At 45.0% G+C, this 19,318-nt stretch carries 9 protein-coding genes; 3 read left to right on the top strand and 6 right to left on the bottom strand.

All coding sequences use genetic code 11. The features are described from left to right. Nucleotides 1–342: 342 nt before the first annotated feature. Entirely contained in the window at nucleotides 343–2,652 is a 2,310-nt protein-coding gene (locus ACEPST_RS06850) for a MucBP domain-containing protein (RefSeq protein WP_395390588.1), read from the top strand. A 51-nt stretch (nucleotides 2,653–2,703) separates the two neighbouring features. Here ACEPST_RS06850 and ACEPST_RS06845 read toward each other — a convergent pair whose 3' ends face one another. From ACEPST_RS06845 to pglZ, 4 genes are all read right to left on the bottom strand, one after another. After that, the gene (locus ACEPST_RS06845) at nucleotides 2,704–3,897 is read right to left on the bottom strand and encodes an ROK family protein (protein WP_204121714.1); all 1,194 of its coding nucleotides are present in this window, start codon (nucleotides 3,895–3,897) and stop codon (nucleotides 2,704–2,706) included. A gap of 287 nt (nucleotides 3,898–4,184) precedes the next feature. Further along, a complete protein-coding gene (gene arsC, locus ACEPST_RS06840; RefSeq protein ID WP_204121713.1) occupies nucleotides 4,185–4,601 on the bottom strand; it encodes an arsenate reductase (thioredoxin) in 417 nt (138 codons plus the stop codon). A 167-nt stretch (nucleotides 4,602–4,768) separates the two neighbouring features. Further along, nucleotides 4,769–6,082: a replication-associated recombination protein A gene (locus ACEPST_RS06835; protein ID WP_204121712.1), complete on the bottom strand. Its 1,314-nt coding sequence runs from the start codon at nucleotides 6,080–6,082 to the stop codon at nucleotides 4,769–4,771. Nucleotides 6,083–6,125: 43 nt separating this feature from the next. Further along, nucleotides 6,126–8,669 (bottom strand): BREX-1 system phosphatase PglZ type A, encoded by a 2,544-nt coding sequence (gene pglZ / locus ACEPST_RS06830; RefSeq protein ID WP_204121711.1) that lies wholly within the window; start codon nucleotides 8,667–8,669, stop codon nucleotides 6,126–6,128. Nucleotides 8,670–8,757: 88 nt separating this feature from the next. Between pglZ and pglX (ACEPST_RS06825) the strand changes: the two genes are divergently transcribed. Next, nucleotides 8,758–10,917, top strand: coding sequence for a BREX-1 system adenine-specific DNA-methyltransferase PglX (gene pglX / locus ACEPST_RS06825; RefSeq protein WP_420492563.1), 2,160 nt, complete (start codon nucleotides 8,758–8,760; stop codon nucleotides 10,915–10,917). Nucleotides 10,918–10,971: 54 nt separating this feature from the next. Next, complete coding sequence (locus ACEPST_RS06820) at nucleotides 10,972–12,060, top strand: tyrosine-type recombinase/integrase (RefSeq protein ID WP_395390986.1); 1,089 nt, start codon at nucleotides 10,972–10,974, stop codon at nucleotides 12,058–12,060. Between the two features lie 55 nt (nucleotides 12,061–12,115). Here the strand turns inward: ACEPST_RS06820 and pglX (ACEPST_RS06815) are convergent, their stop codons facing one another. Together pglX (ACEPST_RS06815) and brxC are read right to left on the bottom strand one after the other, a co-directional pair. Continuing rightward, on the bottom strand, nucleotides 12,116–15,631 hold the full coding sequence (gene pglX / locus ACEPST_RS06815; RefSeq protein ID WP_395409167.1) for a BREX-1 system adenine-specific DNA-methyltransferase PglX: 3,516 nt from the start codon (nucleotides 15,629–15,631) through the stop codon (nucleotides 12,116–12,118). A 13-nt stretch (nucleotides 15,632–15,644) separates the two neighbouring features. Then, nucleotides 15,645–19,307: a BREX system P-loop protein BrxC gene (gene brxC, locus ACEPST_RS06810; RefSeq protein ID WP_204121707.1), complete on the bottom strand. Its 3,663-nt coding sequence runs from the start codon at nucleotides 19,305–19,307 to the stop codon at nucleotides 15,645–15,647. Between the last annotated feature and the right edge of the window lie 11 nt (nucleotides 19,308–19,318).

Below are 19,318 nucleotides of genomic sequence, written 5' to 3'. Positions count from 1 at the left end.
ACTGACACCCGCAGGCTGATTGGTTTCCTTCTTTTTTTAGCCACACACCATTAAGCGTGCAATTAGCTGATTTAGCTAGGTCGGCGTCATAAATCCGTAAAAGGGCATGTCCTTCTATGGGCGATAAATACTACTATGACAGCTTATGACCACTAAAGACGTTGAGGGTATTTTCATATAATAACTATGTTTAACTTTTATTAGTATGCGGTAGATTTTATTTCAACTACCGGCTATACTAGTGACAAATGGTGTAGCTTAGCAACCGATAAACGTGGGCAATCATTCCCCGTCACCATTGATTATCACAACGATTACACAGCCATTAAAGGAGGAACTGTCATGTTAGGCACCGATAATCATTCAATCCATTACAAAATGTACAAAAGTGGCAAGTCGTGGGTCTTCGCTGGCCTCATTTCAGCTGGTTTGTTATTAGGCTTCGGTGGTGAAACGGCCTTCGCCGATACATCCGCAGATTCTGCCGCACCACAGACGGAACAAGTGAGTCCGGAAAAACCAGTCGCGCAACCCAACCAGGACGATTCCACTACTCTGCCAAAATCTTCAGGAGATCCCGCCCCAGCGCAATCTCCTGAAGATAACACCCCGACTGAGCCCAAGGACAGTCAATCAGATAACGACCCTACACCTAGTGATGAGCCTGATAAAAACATTACCCAACAAGATAATGGAGAAACGAACTCTTCAAACCTACATAAGAACAACTACGGTACTTCCGGCGTCACCACTGATTCACTTAATAAAACGCCAGGAGGTTCAGATGTTTCGTCGATTAAGCAAGCCGCTCCTGAACGCCCACAATCACGATTAGCTATGGCACCAGGCGCGCCAACTCCTGCTCCAGCGGATTCTCCGGTTGCCGTAACTGCGCCCATTGCTGAAGACGATGAGTCGATTGATGTTTGGATGCCGAATAAGGCTTTACAGGCTTTAGTTGCCAACCAACTGCATAAGTCTGTTGATAGTTTGACTAAAAAGGACATGGCCAGTCTAACCACCTTAGCCGCCACGCATAAACAATATAGTCCAAACGTTTTTGTTAATGCTACCGACTCTTTCGATCTTACAGGATTAGAACTGGCAACCAATTTAACCTACTTGGACCTCTCATTTGACCCAAGTGTTGACTTTCTTAGTCTCCAAAGTGGTACCCGTTCATATTGGGGTGATGTCACTTCTCTCGAGAAGCTTGCTGGTTTAACCAATCTGCAAACGCTGATTCTTGCCCACAATCGAATCACAGATATTTCACCTCTTGGGGACCTTAAGAATCTGAAAGTCCTAGATTTATCGGATAACCAAATTTCTGACTTTTCCATGCTAGATGCCTCTCAATTTACTAGCTTGTCCATTGATAAGCAGCTCGTCACTCCGGATACTGTTCATTTTATTGATCTAAAAAGTCCAACCCTCACACTATCCCAATTGATGAGATTACCTCAAAACTTTAATGGTCAGTATACACAGCCTTTCGATCAGCAAGGTAACTATTCTACATTTCACCGATTCGTTTCAATGGCAGTCGACTCTGCTAATACACTAACTGGCAATATGCTCTTCTACCGATCCGGAACAGCGCTCATTGATTATAAAGTGCTCGACGATACTGGCACCGTGCAATTTACCAATATCTCCCCACAGATTACGCCTTATACCATCAACTATACTGATTGGACTGGCATTTATGAATATCCCAATGTCACCCCTATTCAACACCCTTACAAGTATTATTTACGGGCCAATCTTCAAGTTTCTTACACCCCAAATGGGAGTACTAGTAAAAAGAATGTCCACTTCACCGTCTTCATTCCCTACGCCAACCCCGAAAAAGCAGCCGACCTCACCGTCCACTACGTCGACATGGCTGACAACAAACCCATTCAAGACGACAAGGTCATCACGGATAAACTCACTAGCGACACCTACGACCTGGTCACCGAAGAAACCAGCGTTAAAGGCTACACCTTCGACCACGCGGATGGTGCGTTGACTGGTAACTTTTCCGCCGACCCATTGACGGTAACCTTGTACTTCACCAAGGATCCGACGAAACCCGTAACGCCCGTCACCCCGCCCGTCACCCCGCCAGTCGTCACGCCAACCACGCAAACGACCGTGACCGCCCACTACGTTGACCAAAACGGCAAGACCGTTCACGCCGACCAAGTCCTGACCGGCCATGCTGGTGACAGTTACAGCACGACGGCCTTCACGATTCCAGGTTACGACCTCACGACGACGCCTGAAAATGCCAGCGGCACGTTTGGCGACACCGATACGTCCGTGACCTACGTCTACAGCGACCACACTTCCGGAAACGGCGTTGAAGTCAACATTGACCCCGCCGACCCCGCTCAGCCAGCCAAGCAAGAACCAACAACCGGCGACCAGGCCGCAACGATCCATCACCCCGGAAGCACTAACCAAAAAGGTGGCGCGGCCGTCCGGGTTCCGGCAACGACTTTAACTAATCAGAAACTGACAACTCCGGTTAAGTCAGTCGCCACAAGCTCAGCCAGCAAAACGACACTGCCTCAAACCAGCGAACACCGTGTCACCCCACTGCTGGGCATTGCCCTTCTACTGGGAACGTTCCTCGGATTTGGCTTGAAACGCAAACAGCATTAAGCGCAACCACCAAAAAACTTGTCCACCACTAACAGGGGACAAGTTTTTTATTTATGCTGTTTCATCGGCACTCGGCCGTTCAAAGTTTAATTCATAGTGATCCAAGCCTAAGACACGGTGCGTAATCAAGGAACACCCACCCAAAACCGTTGCTAGACGGGCATTTTGCGTCAGGTTAATCGGCACATCATTTTGCGCCAACCGTTGGTAAACGCCCCGAATCTGCGTCAACAAATCAGGAATTTCTTCCACTAAGGGTGAGTTCAGGAAGAACGCATCAGGATCGAGCGACCGCATCAGGTTGTAGATCAACCCGCCAATCGCCGTGGTAAACTGCGTCAGCACCGCAATCGTATCCATGTCATGCTTTTCGTACAGTGCGACGACCCCGGCCCGGTCTAAACTAGCCAAGCCCTTTTTATCCTCAATCTCTTGGATAATGGCGTCTTCGGAACTAATATCTTCGGCGTGGACGGGATGCGGGTTACCCGCGCCATCCTGGGCAACGCTGACCACGGTTTGGCCGATTTCACCGGCATCGCCGTGCTCGCCCCGGAAGAGGTCGCGTTTCAAAATAATGCCGGCCCCAATCCCGCGGTGAATGCTGACGGTGACGGTACTGTTGAGATCCCGGGCACCGTTGAAGTCGCGTTCGTAAACGGCAGCCAGATTGGCTTCGTTTTCCAAGACGACGGGCACCTGGTAAGCGGTCGTGAAGACCTGTTCCAAATCAACGTCTGCCATCTCAATAAACGGTGAGGTCTGGACTTGGTTGTCCATCACGATACCGTGAATGGAGAAGCAGATGCCCAGTAGGCCGTGGCTCGTGGTGCTTTCTTGGTCCCGGTCGTCCAGGTACTGCTTAATTTGGTCCAGCATTTCGTGGATGGACTGGCCCTGCGTTTCGATCCGGTCGTACTTCCAGACGTGGCCGTCCAAGAACGTGACCAGCGCGTGCAAGTGGCGGTACCCCAGGTCAAACGTGACCGTGTACCCGTAATCCCGGTTGATTTCCACCAATGTCGGCTTGCGGCCACCCGCGGTCGAGGCCTCACCCAGGCCCAGCTCTCTCAAGTAACCGGCGGCCATCAGGGTGTTGTACAGTGATGAAATCGTGGACTTGTTTAGGCTTAACTGGTGAGAAATCTCGATCCGCGAGGTGGGATGGTTATTAAAAATTTGCTGCAAGACAAAACTTAAATTTTGGTCGTGCAGTTGATTCCGATTCATGCTTCGTTGCACCATCTTGTCCCCTCCTCTTGGGTCAGTAAATATTATTACGTTGGACCATTGAGAAAACCAACTAACCGTGTTCGTCACAAATCCTGAATTAGCTGATTTTGAAAGCGGTAACAATCACGCTATCATGGTTTAGTGAACCAACTAACTTCAGTATCACCTACTCATCATCAAAATTCAACCATTTTTCAAAATTTTCTATCTACTCACGAGCAATTCACCAGTTTCTTTGTTAACTAGCCAAAAGAAGCCCCCAACAGCAAGCTGTCAGTGGCTTCAGTTCACTTGTTAAATTAAGACAGTTCTTCAATCAATGCGGACACACGGTCCTTGATCTCATCACGAACCTGGCGGAAGACGACCAATTGTGCGGCCTCATCCCCGGTTGCTTGCGCGGGGTCACGCAACGGCCAGTGGCGACGTTCCACGGTCGGCGGGGTCATTGGGCATTTGTCACGGGCATCCCCACACAGCGTGACCACCACGTCACTGCTGTTCAGGTAGGCGGTATCGATCAGCTTCGACGTATGCTGCGAAATATCGATACCGATTTCAGCCATGGCCTTCACGGCTAAGGGATTGAGCCCGTGCGTTTCAACACCGGCGCTGGCAATCGTCCAATCGGCGGGCGCTAACGCTTGGGCAAAACCTTCCGCCATTTGGCTTCGGCAGCTGTTTCCGGTACAGAGAAAATAGAGTTGTTGGGACATGGTGAACCCCCCTTGGCAGGTTATTTTCTCCAGTATAATCGAAAGCTCGGCGGTTTACGACCATTAATTTTCTATCCAGCAATACGCGCATTAAATCCTGGCATACCGCTACTTATGCCACCAAAAAAAGACCAACCCTGGCACATGCCGGTCGGTCCTTAAATCTTCTATTGATGTTCCCGATGCCACTGCTTAATGTAGGCCAGCCGTTGCTTAAAACGACCCTCACGTCCCTGTTCAGTGGGCTCGTAGTACACGTGGCCCTGCAGGTCGTCCGGCATCGTCTGCATGTTGGTCAGCTTGGCTTCGGTATCGTGGGCGTACTGATAATCCTTACCGTAATCCAAATCCTTCATTAACTTGGTCGGTGCATTACGAATCTGGAGTGGCACTGGCTCGTCACGCGTTTCCTTGACGTCCTTCTTCGCGGCTTGCCGTGCCTTGTAAATGGCGTTGGACTTGGGCGCCAGCGACAGGTAGGTCACGGCCTCGGTCAGGTGAACGTCACACTCCGGCATCCCCAGAAACTGACAGGCTTGAAAAACATTGATGGTCACGTTGAGCGCGTTGGTATCGGCCAGACCAATGTCTTCACTGGCAAACCGTACCAGCCGACGAGCAATGTACAGGGGATCTTCGCCACCCTCTAGCATCCGCGACAACCAATAGATGGCTGCGTCCACGTCGGAGTTACGCATCGACTTATGCAGTGCGGAAATAATATTGTAGTGTTCCTCGCCGGTCTTGTCGTAGAGCACAAACTTTTGGCTGATCAGCTGTTTCAAGTCGTCCATGGTCACGGTGATCTGGTCACCCTGTTTGTCACCGTTTAACACCGCCATCTCTAGCGTGTTCAGGGAATTCCGGGCATCCCCGTTGGCAAACTCCGCGATGGCCCGCAGCTCATCCGGCCCAATTTTGACATCTGCCTTGAAACCATCGGGGTTCTGCAGGGCATTAGTTAGTAATTGCGTGATGTCACTGGTCTCTAGCGCTTTGAGCACGAAGACCTTACACCGCGACAACAGGGCCGAGTTCACTTCAAATGAAGGGTTTTCGGTCGTGGCACCAATCAGGATGATGCTTCCCCGTTCCACGTAAGGCAGGAACGCATCCTGTTGGGCCTTGTTAAACCGGTGGATTTCATCAACGAAGACGATGGTCTCCTCACCAATTTCACGGTCGCTTTCAGCCTGGTGCATGATTTTTTTAATCTTGCTGATGCTACTGTCGACGGCACTGAAGCTCAGAAACTTGGCCTTGGTCTGACGGGCAATAATCTCAGCCAGCGTGGTCTTGCCCACACCCGGCGGCCCCCAGAAAATCATTGACGAGACCTGGTCATTTTCAATCAGTTCCCGCAGAATCTTCCCGGTGCCCAGCAGGTGCGTCTGACCGACAAACTGGTCCAATGTCCGTGGCCGTACCCGACTGGCCAACGGCGACTTCTGTTGGCTGGCAAACAACGACTCTTGTTCCACGTGAAACACCACCCTTTTAGGTCTATGATACCGCTAATTCAATTTAAAAATTAAAATCATTCAAATCGGCAATGTCCATAGAAAATGGAATTTCTGTCTTCTCATGGCTCCCCATATTTTCGATAACTAACGAATAAGTTTTCGTTTTATCATAGATTCGGTCAGCCAGAATCAATTGGATGCTCTGCATGCGATCCTTCACTGACTCTGAACGATTATTGGCATTAATTGTCTGTTGTCCAGAAATCTGTTGCCCTTGGTCATTGACAAAGTACAACGTAAATTCAGCGGGAATGACAGTTGCACTGATTGGCTGTGCCTGTCGCAAGACTAACGGTACAGTCAACGCTGTAATTTGTCGATTCATACTGAAGAGTTCCAGTTCAACATTCTGTGCGGCGGAACGATTAGAGGTTGTTTTCACTTCAAGCAGTGGCACAACCATTTCCTGCAGTGAGGACCCACCATGAACATAATTAAACGACCCGACTGATTTAAACACATTTGCCGTCTTCGGATAGTACACGTAGCGTTGATCATCGTTCGCCAAAATATCACTTAACTTCTGACGGCCAACCCCTGGCAACTCAAACGAACGTGGCGTCACCAAATAGCGTTGGGACTTGATTTCATCGTCGTTCGTGGCCACCTCAATCTTGTCAGTTGGCTTCAATTGGTCATTACGATAAATGTAGCCATGGTCCGCGGTCACGTAGATATGACTGATTCCCTGCGTTCGCAGTCGTGTAATTAGCTGTTGAATTTCAGTAATGGCCTCTTCGGTCGCTTTAAAAACATCATCCTCGGTCTTCTTATTATCACCAATCGCGTCAACCTGATTGTGGTAAATATAGACGACCTCTTGCCCAACGAATTTAGCCCGAATATCCTTGGAAGTCGCTCCCTTAAGCTCATCTAAACTATAGGCCGCACTCTTTGAATTTTGGTTCTGAAGAATAGTCTGGCGCTGCTGCCGATTGGTCGTTGGCTGGCCATCCACTAGCAACTCTTTGTCCTGAAGTTCTAGTTGACGATTAGGTAACAGCATGGGCATCCCCATATACGTCACTGACGGTAATCCTGTGACTAAGTAGTTCATTGCCAAAGCAGTCACTTGATCTTCCCGACCCAAGCGCTTCTCTAATTCCTTAGCGGCTTCAAAACGAAAGGCATCTGAAATAATGACGGCAATCCGATTCTTTTCTGGTGCAATATAAAATCGATAGAAGTTTCGCTGCAAATGTTGTGGCTTGATTTCTCTGACGTCGAACTGCTCGTTCCAGGCATAGATTGATTTGTCCAAATAATTATTCACATAGATGGATTCAATCAGCTGCTTCGTCTTGGCAAATGCCTCGGGTAGCCCCGCCTGTTGATAATAAAACGTAAATTTACGGTAATCTGTGTCCATTCGGTAGTCCGTAGCCACATAGTCAGCTAGCAACTGTTGTAGCCCGTTTGCTGGCTCTTGATGGCCCTTGCGCACAATATTCCAAGCACGTCGAAGCATTCGATAAAGACGAGAGAAACGTGGCTGACTGCCATAGTGTGTGTTCAAGCGCTGACGCGTCACAGCAGCTATGTCTAAGTCGTTCAACCGACTATCCAAATCTTCTAGCTGTAGTCGCTCCTGAATCCACAGTAAAATCAGCTGGTCAAATCTGGAGAACATATCCGACTTCGCTAAATCATCAATTTTTGCGTTTTTAAAGATTCGATCACCGTTAATTTTTTGCCAAACTAAATCTGCAATACTATCAAAGCTGTCCTCACCTTGGCTCGCGCTGGCCCCATTTGAGATGCCACGATTACCAAACTGCTGCACAAATGTCTGAACGTTGGCAGCATGGTCGCTTAAATCGTATTGTTTGAGACTAACTGGAACTGGCTTTTCCATCTGCTGGTAAGTCATGGTCAGATAAAGGTCTGCCATTAAGTCCTCTAGCTGCGGCGTTTCTGAAACATACCCAAAGCGAGTCGCGATTTCCTGCCAAAAGGCTTGAGTCACTCCAAAGCGGGAAAACTCGGCCAGCACTGGATTATCTTGAATGCCTTTAACCAATAACTCTTGTAAGAGATCAAAGAAATCAACAATTGGCTGGTTCAAAGGCACTAACGAGGCCATAATAGCTAACTCTGGCTTTGCAGAATAACTGGCAACGTCATACCGCGAAAAGATTTTGCGCCGGCGCCCATTAGCAAAGAAACTAGTGTATTGCTTAATAAATGGTCGTAGACTTTCCGGTAATCCTAGTTCTTTACGCAAAATCTCTTTGGAATCCGCCGTAAAGGTTCCTGAGTACAAAACAATGCTTCGCAGGTGATCCTCTTCCAGTGCCGGCTCTGCCTGTGGTGAATAGATCAATGCCTTAGTCTGATAAGGCATTACCAATAAATGTTGCTTCGTTTCTAGTTGGTGTCCTGGTTTCATCACAACAACCTCAGCAATTCCGGCTAATGCCGCCTGAATTTCCGCAATACTATCTACAAAATCACCATTGTCGTCGTACCAGAAAACAAATTGGTTTTGCGCAGTGAATCGCTGTTTAAGCGTTGTGATAATTTGATTAATGTCCACGTCTGCCACGGTGGTTACTCCCTCTTTATTCCGTTTTATGATATAGCCTAATCATAACGTAAACCGGTTAAGACTGCAGTAGAATTTGTGAAATTTATTGTTCACTCCAAACTATCACGATGGCGTCATTCAGCATTTGATTACTGACGTGAGTGCCGATGATTTTAACGTAGCTGTTGGTGGTCAGGTGGAGATTATTGGGTGGCTGTATCAGTACTATAATACGGAGCCTAAGGACCAGGCCTTCAAGAAGAAAAAATATCTCGAGTCAGATATCCCAGCAGTAACGCAGCTGTTCACACCTGACTGGATCGTTAAGTACATGGTTGAAAACTCGTTAGGAAGATACTGGATTGACGTCTTGCAGGCCAAAGGCGACCAACGTTCTGACAAGGAAATTGCTAACGACTTTGAATGGCACTATTTTATGTCTGCTGCACAGCAGATTGACCAAGTAACTGTTCAATCCAATACTGTGGCATTGGCAGACGAGCAGATTGAACAAGTTACGCTTATCGATGCTGCGATGGGATCCGGCCACATTCTAATCTATGCTTTTGAAATTTTCATGCAGATTTATGAACGTGAGGGGTACTCACGCAGAGATGCCGCGAAATCTATTATTCAAAGCAATTTATACGGTTTAGATATTGATACCCGGGCATTTCAGCTAGCCTATTTTTCATTGATGATGAAGGCACGGGAGACAAATCGACGCTTCTTAACACTTCATATCCGGCCGCAAGTGTTTGATATTCCCGAAGCAGGAATGCTTACCAGTTCTGATTTTCAGGGACTGTTAGAGACTGAGGATGAAGCTAAAAGCTTGGACTACCTGCTTGATAAGTTTCGTTACGGTAACGAGTACGGGTCACTAATTCAATTTGAAAAACCTGTTGATTGGTTGTTGATTGATCGTTTAGTGAACGCCGATATCCCAGCTGGTCAACTATCCTTAAACACTATTTTACTGGCCGAGAACCAAGCTAAGTTAGGCGAAATCGCAGCAGTAGGAAAAGTCCTGAGTAAGAAGTTTACTTTGGGGGCAATGAATCCGCCTTACATGGGCTCAGGAAAAATGGATGCGAACCTAGGGAAATATGTCAAACGCCATTTTCCAAATAGTAAGTCCGATTTATTCGCTGTCTTTATGGAAAGATTGCGAGCAATGACATGTACTGATGGCTATTACGCCATGATTACGCAGCACGCTTGGATGTTTCTCTCTAGCTTTGAAAAATTGCGAGAAGTTTTGAAAGAAGATACCCTGATTAACATGGCTCACCTGGGTACTCGGGCTTTTGAAGAAATTGGTGGTGAGGTTGTACAATCCACTACCTTCGTATTCAAGGTGCATAGCGTGCCAAACTACATTGGAACCTATGAACGGTTGGTTAATTTTGATTCGCAGCAGAAGAAGGAAGAGGCATACTTAAGGGCTGTTCAAGACAATCAAGTTGACTATATTTATCGAACTAACCAAGCGAACTTTACTAAGATTCCGGGGATGCCGATTGCTTACTGGGCTAGCAATCATACTTTCAAAATATTTGAAGACTCTAAAAGATTAGGTTCTTTTTTCCCAGCGCAAAGTGGGCTAAAAACAGGAGATAATGATTTGTTCTTGCGTAGATGGTGGGAAGTTCCGATAAATAATATAGGGATTAATCAGTCTGCCATCGAAGCGCGCGAATCTTTGAGTACATGGTTTCCCTATAATAAGGGTGGTAATTTCCGGAATTGGTATGGAAATCGTGAATTAGTCGTTAACTATAAAGACTCCGGTACACAGATTCAAAAGAATGGAATCTTGACTGGAAAATCACATGGGTTTCAAGGGAAAAGTCACTACTTTAATTTTGGAATAACTTGGACTGCTTTAACGAGTTCACGAAATTCATTTCGCTTTAGTCCTACGGGAAGTATATTTGATTCCAATAAAGGTCCAATGATATTTCCCGATAGCGTGGAACAAGCTCACAGTTTATTAGGCTTCTTTAATTCACCAGTTATGAATTACCTGATTCATATCATTAATCCAACACTATCGTTACAAAACGGAGATATGAATCGAATTCCTTTGTCTCAGCACTTTTACGAAAAGAAATCCAATACAAATGTTTTAAGTGCACAAAATATCACTAATGCTAAATTGGATTATGATTCTTTTGAAGTATCTTGGGACTTCACTCATCATCCACTCCTAACTCACATCGCTGACGACAATCTATCACACTGTCGTTCTCCCGTTGGCTAATAAGCTTAATTGTGACAAACTTGTGCCAACAAAAGATTTATGGAGGAAAAATATATGGTTAGTTATCGAAAACGCGGCAATGCTTGGCAGTATGAAATTTCCTATAAAGACCACGACGGCAAATACAAGAAGCTTCGCAAATCCGGATTTCTACTTAAATCTGAAGCTATTCTAGCTGCTAGCAAAGTCCAGACTGAGCACCCCAATCTAATAACCGTGAAATCTGGCAGTGAATCTCTAGTGTCCTACTATCAGCGCTGGATCAAGGTTTATAAGCAAAATGCCGTTACCCCCATCACCTATAACAAATATGAAAACACGGCTAAACATGCTATTGAACTCTTCGGCAACCTTAAACTAAAGGACCTGACTAAATTAGTGTACCAGGAACGACTAAATAAATTCGCTGAGACTCATGCCCGGCGAACGGTCTCTTGCTTCCACAAACAGCTTCGTGCCTGCATTCTTGAAGCACTGGACGAAAAAATCATCACCTCTGACCCCACTCGGAAAGCTGTCATCACTGGTCATGAGCGGCCTAAAATTGCTAAAACATTAAACTATGCGGACTGGGCAACCTTATTGGCTAACCTCGACACCTCTCAAATTGGTGAAATGATTATCTACTTAGCGGCTGTGACCGGCATGCGCTATGGTGAAATCGTTGGCCTAACGATGAATGATATCGACTTAGATAATCATCTCATCAAAGTGAACAAGGCCTGGGATTACAAGTACAAGACTGGATTCATGAAGACCAAAACCCACTCTTCAATTCGTGAAATGACGATTGACCACCAAACTGTCCAGCAATTATCAGACTTTGAAAAAAGTCATTCACTAAGTCCACATCAACCCATTTTTATGACTACTACCGGGCATATCTTCGTTAGTGCTGAAATTAATCGGCTGTTAACTGATAAACTTGCGGCGCTTAAAATCCCTAGAATTACTTTCCATGGATTACGCCACACCCACGCCTCAATCCTTTTGTATAAGGGTGTTAGCGTTCTCTCAGTCTCCCGAAGATTAGGTCACAGCAACATTACGACAACCCAATCCACCTATTTACACATCATTAAAGAGCTCGAATCTCAAGACCAGGATAAAATTATTTCTATCTTGGAAAACAGGATAAAATAGTTGGCACATAACTTGGCACAAAGAGGGCCTCTCAGCGTTGAGAGGCCCTCTTTACTTACTTCAATTTGGACAGGATTGCACTGCCATTTTGTAGCTTGTCATAATTCACAACAACACCATCATCGAGATCAAGTTCAATCTTTTGGTTCGCAATATGTTGAATCACTGGATCATATTTTCGAATCTCACTTACCTGTTGTTCCAGATGCTTGAGATCCTTTTCGTACCGTTTCTTCTGGCTTGCCACTGCTTCATTGTTAGCTAATTGCGTTAACTGATCAATTCGTGCTTCATATTGGCCTTGCAGCGGATGTAGGTAGTTCGTTCGTACCATTGCCAATTCATTGGACTCGTACCGATGTAAGTACATCAGTGCCTTAAATCCATTGTGTCGTCCGCTAGTAAATTCCCAATAGATTGTCCGCTTCTGATAGATCTTTTTGTGATCTTTAAAGAAGTCCTCCACAAAATACCGTCTAATTGCCATCTCGTCAGAATCTGCTTTCTTCCCAATCACAGATGCAATATAACTTAGATTTTCATCGACGGACTCCGCACCAAAAGTAACTGTTAAGAAGCTTCGTAGTCGGTTAATAATATCCCGTGAATCGCCGAAATAATCTGCATCATTCAGCAATAACAAGTTATCCTCATTTGGCACAAAGGACTGGTATTTCGACTTATCCCAATCACCACCAGCAAAGGCCAAGCCTTCAACATCCAAAGAATAACGTCCAAAGACAACCCCCACAAAGTACGAGAGGAATGATTTAATGTCACGTACCTCATCTGCTAGACGTACAGATACATCTTTATCTGCAACCTCTGGAGTCAATTCATCGTTTAGGCCATAGAGATCAATGAAAATTCTGTTTAGTTCTTCTTCATTGGATTTCAATTGATCAAAGCGTTCTTGTGCTTCATTCTGCCACAAACTAAAAGCGTTTTTCAGCTTGCCATCAACTTCATTTCGCTTGTCGTCAGCGATGTGGGATAGCAGTGGATGATGGGTGAAGTCCCAGGAGGTTTCAAAAGAATCCCAATCATTCTTCGAATATTCTATTGATGAATCAACCAACTTACTAACGCTCATTGCTGATTCTTTAACCGGAAGCAAAGGTATCTTCTGAATTTGACCTAACCGATAATCTAAAGTTGGGGATAAAAACGATAAGATGAATTCTGCTACTTTAGAGTTCAATAAACCTAAAACCAACTGAAAGGGATACGCATCCAATCCGAACATCATTGGACCTTTTGAATCAAAAAAGAAATCTCGAACGGAATATCTAAATGAAGGTTTCCCTGATGAGATTGCTGACCATGTAATTCCGGTACGGTTCTGGTACTCCATATTTCTAATGTTGGATTTAGGTAAGCTTTTCATTTCCAACCCGTTATTCTTCCAATTTACGTAATACTCATTATTACCGTACCATTTTCGATAAGAACCACCTTTTTGATAGGGATACCAGCCCTTCTGCGTTTCAGAGAGTTCAAACCACTGTCTTAAAAATCGAGCATTATCTCCAGTTCCCAATCCTTCTTTTCCTCTGAATTTTGATGATAGTTCGACATCATTGTTAAACAATCTAAATAAATTCTCGCTAGCCCAATAAGCAATTGGCATCCCCGGAATCTTAGCAAAGTTCGCTTGGTTAGTTCGATAAAGGTAGTCAATATCCGGATTAGCGATTGCCTCTAAAACCCGGTCCTTTTGGACATCCATACCACCTTTGAAGGCTGATAATTTGAGGTAAGTGCCGGGCTCTTCAGTCTGAACGTTCTTTAAAACAAACGTATTAATTGGCACAGTCGCCTCTTCAAAAGCTGAATACTCCATTTGAATCAGGCTATCGATTTTCTTGTTTTCGATTAAATACTTCCGTAGCTTCTCATAAGTTTTGATGAACATCCAAACAAATGGGGTCATGAAAGCAGAGTAACCGCCACGTTTCGTGAGATTGCTGTTATTGAAGATGAAAATTGAAAATAAATCGCCAGAGTAGTCTGCGTAATATTTCTTAACATACTTTTTTAACGCTGAATCCATCTTATTCATATACGGTGGATTGGTAACTACGACGTTGTAGTGATCACAGAGTATTTCAGCTATCTTCAGCACACGCCGCAACTTCTCTTGCATGGCTTGAAAACCAAAGATATCCAGGTCATCCACTTGGACCGCCTCAACAGCATGCCGTAATTCAGCAAAGTCATACTTTTTCTGACTGTCAAAATGAATGATTGATCCTAATTCGCGAGCATTACTGAAACGGTCAACAATATCGTCTAAGTCATCACGAGAAGCTGCTGGGACCTGTACCATGAACTCTTCAGAAATATCATCCGTGTCTTCGAAGACAAAAACATTAGGTTCGACACTGCCAGTACGCAAAGTCCGTCGATTAAATTGTCTGGCCTTCATCATCAGTGCAAAGTAGGCCAATTGGTACGCTCGCTTGTCGATTTCTAACCCAAATAGATTCTTTTGAAGGATAAGCGTAGCGGCATCACGAGAAGAATATCCCTGTTCAGAGTAAATCTGCATTAAAACGTCAAATGCATAAACTAAGATATGGCCGGAGCCCATCGCATTATCAATGATTTTAAGGTCTTCAACTGACTCACTGTCGCCAATTAATTCAAGCCTACTTGGTAATAAGAAGGCCAAATGGTCCTTTAAACTACTGTCTGGGTGCCGCTCCAACCAGTACTTGCCGAGTGAGTTATCAACCATGTATTTAACGACCCAGTCAGTGGTAAATAATTGTGTTGCGGCTGGAATATCAGCCTTTTTGACTGGACCACCGGTGATGTTCACCACCTGATCATGGGGCTCCGTATTATAGTACTGATACAGCCACCCAATAATCTCCACCTGCCCACCAACAGCCACGTTAAAATCATCGGCACTAACATCAGTGATCAAATGCTGAATGACGCCATCGTGATAGTTTGGAGTGAACAATAACTCGGCATAATCATTGGTTGTTTCAAACAAATATGGGAGATTCTTGTTCAAAGCGTTAGCTTGTTTAATGAACAACATCTGATACTCTGCATCTAAATCAGTTGGTTGTTCTGTATCCAACGCCCGATTAATTAAATCCTGTTCCGCCGGTGAGAAACCGCCCAAATCGTCCGCCACATCTAAGGCATGCACCATAATATCCGGTTCATTCCGGTTTTCTGTACTCGATAAAACACGCGTCCGACTAGGTAAGTAGTCATTCACTTCCATGAAGCGAATCGCAATAATTCGGTTGAACCAGGTGTAGGCCACCTCTTCTACTAAATCATGAAAGGCGGTTGCCAAATCATTCTTTTGGGCCCGTTGTTTTAACTCTGTAACTAGCTTTTGCCGCTTCTCAATGTCTTTACCCGTAATTCCATTCAACTCGTCCTTGTAATATTCAATTTCAGACGTAGATATTGCCAGTTTAGGTGCTATGCCTTTCTCGGAAATCCCCAAGGAGGCAGCCTTTAACTTAATGCTTTCGATGAGTGAACGGCGTGCGTCAACCGCAAACTTTTTAATCGCTGTTTTGTCCATAGTCTCTTCCTTCACTCTGTCTAAATACTTACAGTTCAAATTTAATTGTCGTATTTTCATTCAGTTGCTGTTGAAGTGCCTCTTTCAGCTTTTCAATCTGAACGTCTATATCTGCTGAACTATTCAAGTTCCAAGATTGATTAATGCCCAGAGCCCTCACACTGACCGTCTTTGGCTCCTTAACACTTGGTTTAGGGTCGGGTTTAGGACCATCCTTAGAAGGATCAGGGGTGTTTCCATCCGTTCCACTTGGCTCATCAACCCCTGTTTCACCATTACCTTCGTCAGGAACCGGCGGCGTCACAACTACTCGTTCTTTCAGCAGCTGCTCCATCTTGCCAACCAACCGCACCCGAACTGAGGTTGCTTGTTGTGGAATGATAAACAGATCATTCAAGGTTTTCGCATCGCGTGCGTCTTCTAGCAGGCTCAAGAACTCCTGACGAATCCGGTCACCAAACTCTGTGGTCAACTGCTTATCTTCACAGTAAGCTTCCGTCGCCGCCTGTTCGTTTTGAATATCTTGTTGTGCCCGTCCTAAGCCAGCATCAAATTCCGCACTAAATGCGTCACGGAAGTTCTGAACTAAATCCTTGAGCTCTTTGATTTTCCCTTGTGGCCGTTTCTTCATCAAAGAATCAATCTGACCGATCAGTTCCTTAACTGCGGACCCGGTGACAAATTTCTGGGAACGATCATAGATAACCTGTTGGGTGTGGCCGGATTCCCAGATTTCTTGCTGTGTTTCACTCTGATAGAATTCGTTGATGCCGTCCTCATCCATATCATCATGCCAATCCAGTAAATCATCATGCTTCTGGCTTACCAAATCATAGAACCGATCCGTATCCTTTTGTGCCAACAACTGCGTCAGTAAGTCACGCCCTGTCCGCAAAACATCTTGTCCAGGATAGTAATTAGGCTTACGTAAGTAAATATCTAACGCCTTTCGTGCATTCTCCATGCTACCCTGTAGTTCGCGCATCAGCGTATCGTCCTCATTATCACTGAATGTTTGCTTGTTGAAGAGCTCAAGGGCGACGTCGCGCAGGTCTTTCTTCTTACCCTCACTAACGGCCTGCCGCGGTTCTAATTGAACGGCATCCAGGTACTGTCGCTTCAGGAAATACTTAGCCATTTCGTTAGCGGATAGTCCCGCTTGTAAACTTAACGCCTCACCATTCACATAAACTTTTAGCTTAGCATCAGCGAAAAGTTTGGCGACTAACCATTTCGTATCAATTTCACGATACCCATATGGGATCTTATTGAAACGTTCTAACATTGATTTGAATGAAATTTTGTTATGCCCCGCATACTCGCGGTTAATGCGTTCTAAGACCGCTTGCAATGCCCGTTCGTTTTCGGTTGTCTTAACCAATTCATTGGTGTCTTTGAAAAGGGCCACAACATCGTTCTCTTCTTTAACGACGTCAATGTAACTCAAATTACGATAAATTTCATCAATTAACTGTTCCTCGGCTTGGTCCAAACTGGTAAAGAAATCCTTCTTACCAGCATCTATCCGGTCACCCTGAACGTAGATATTAGCCTGTTGTAGAACCTCTTTTAATTCTTTAGCGACTCTATCATTTAAAGCATTTAATTCCGTTCTCTTCACATCAATAATTCGCTGAGAACGAGCATCTTGCGCCTGTTCCAGTGGATTGAAAATAAAGCTTTGAATTCGTAGGACCTGCTGCTGATCATCCACATATTGGGAATCTCCCGGCAAATCAATAATAATTTGCGGCTGTTCAGGTGAGGCGGATTGCCGACGTAACTCGCTGTCATCTCGGTTGTCATCGTTAATTGCGGTCACAATCTTCAGGTTAATATCCTGATTGGTTTGACCAACCGGCCGATCATCCACCCACTGATTGAAGACAAACGTGTACTGCTTCTTTAACTTAGGGTACGTGTACCGCCGTGAAATTGCCTCCGTACTAAAGAGGTAATTCCCAATTGCTTGAGAGATTGCGCCAGAGTCCACCGCTTGCCGTTGAATTTGCTTACTAATATCCTGTTCAGCATCCGTTAAGAACTCATAGCCCTTACTAGTCTTCTCAACAATATTCTGCTCTTGCAAGACCTGTAAGGCCTGTTTAACTTTGGCCTCTAATTCAATTCGATCCGCATCAATTGAATCAATCATCAAAGTGACTAAGTTATTCAATGTCCCCTCAAAGTCCTGGACGTATTTAATCATAAATAACGTCTCCAATACTTGAACCACAAACGGATTATCTTCGCCGCTAGGATTAATCAGTTCGTTGTTTTGGGCCCGTTGAATCACGATCATATGGGTGTGGTCCAAGAAATGGCTTAGTCCCTGAAAGAAGATGCTAAACGGCACTAATGCCCGCGTATCTTCCCCCTCTAGGCGACGGGCAGACTCCTGGAATACCGCTAACATTGATCGCTCACCGTTGGCTAAATGTTTTCCGTCGGATCCGTTTTCTCGAATCGCTGTCAACGTGTCCTGAAGTAAGACTACCTGATAAGGAACAAATGGGTAGATGTCTGCGAACATTTTCGCATTGTCATATCGTTTTCGCTCTTCCTTGCCATCAAAACTAATTAGGTTGTTGATCACGTGCTGATTCTCATCGAATGTGGTTTCCAATAGCTGCTCACTAGCCTCAGTCTTGGCCAACAACCGCTTTTGAATGACCTCGTCAACGTTAGCAGAAGACATGGCAATTCTGGTATTGAACCGCCCCTGAATTTTAGAAAAGTCCTGGCCGTTAATATTCTTAGTCACCTGGTCAATTGCTTGCTGACTGGTCACAATGACCCAAGCCTTGCCGTGTGTATAGGTCCCCAAATCCTCGACAATACTCTGCAAGTTCAGCATTCGCTGCTGGCTAGAGCCAATGTATTGCCCCACTTCATCAACCAAGAAAACCATATGGTAGTTTTCGCCTTGACTCTCAATGTGCTGATTAACTAACTTGGCAAAGCTCTCCACACTAATTGGATAATCCTTTTTTAGTTGATCAATAAAGCCACTAGCATCCGCTTCCGACAGGAAATTGATTGCCACCAGTGCATCTTGAATCGTTCCCTTCAAGAAAGCGTAGGCGTTTCGGGCATCGAGCCAATCACGATGTTTTCGGTCTAATTCTTTAAACTTCTCCTGAAATTCAGCATACTTTCCTTGGGCAATCAAATCACGTTCCAAATCAGCAATCCAGAAGTCAGCGCCAAACAAGCCAAGTTGTTCGTTAAAGACTTGCAGGAAAACGTTGAGAATGGCATCTTTTTGAGACTTATTCCCATTTTTAGCCTTAGAATCAATGTTAAATAGCATAACCTCATTTGGAACTGACGCTGCCAATTTCATGTTAGCCAATGTTCCTTGGTCATGCACTTTAGCATCATCAACAAAGTAGTCTAAGGCTGTCTTCCCCGCAACTTCCCGATTTTCTAACAGGTAAGCTAAAATTTTTAAGAAATGAGATTTCCCGGAACCAAAGAACCCAGAAATCCAGACGCCCATGTTAGTCGTATCATGCTGAATTCCCTCTGCGTACGCCGCAAAGAAATCTTTAAAGTGCCCATCAAGTTCTTTGGTCACAACGTACTCTTCAAGTTCTTGCTTAACATTGGCATCTTGTTCATCACCAATCGTGATAACACCTTTAATATCACGATCGATTGATTTGGCAAAAATATCTTTAATCTTCATGCTTAATCTCC

The organism is Levilactobacillus sp. FUA 3915 (assembly GCF_044053135.1).
GTDB lineage: Bacteria > Bacillota > Bacilli > Lactobacillales > Lactobacillaceae > Levilactobacillus > Levilactobacillus lanxiensis.
Note: the sequence above shows the minus strand (reverse complement) of the source record. Positions and strands in the feature narration are given on the sequence as shown.

Excerpts from the sequence above, each read along its gene's own strand:
- ACEPST_RS06820 (WP_395390986.1), top strand. The coding sequence starts at position 10,972 with ATGGTTAGTTATCGAAAACGCGGCAATGCTTGGCAGTATGAAATTTCC.
- ACEPST_RS06850 (WP_395390588.1), top strand. The coding sequence starts at position 343 with ATGTTAGGCACCGATAATCATTCAATCCATTACAAAATGTACAAAAGT.
- brxC (WP_204121707.1), bottom strand. The coding sequence starts at position 19,307 with ATGAAGATTAAAGATATTTTTGCCAAATCAATCGATCGTGATATTAAA.
- ACEPST_RS06845 (WP_204121714.1), bottom strand. The coding sequence starts at position 3,897 with ATGGTGCAACGAAGCATGAATCGGAATCAACTGCACGACCAAAATTTA.
- arsC (WP_204121713.1), bottom strand. The coding sequence starts at position 4,601 with ATGTCCCAACAACTCTATTTTCTCTGTACCGGAAACAGCTGCCGAAGC.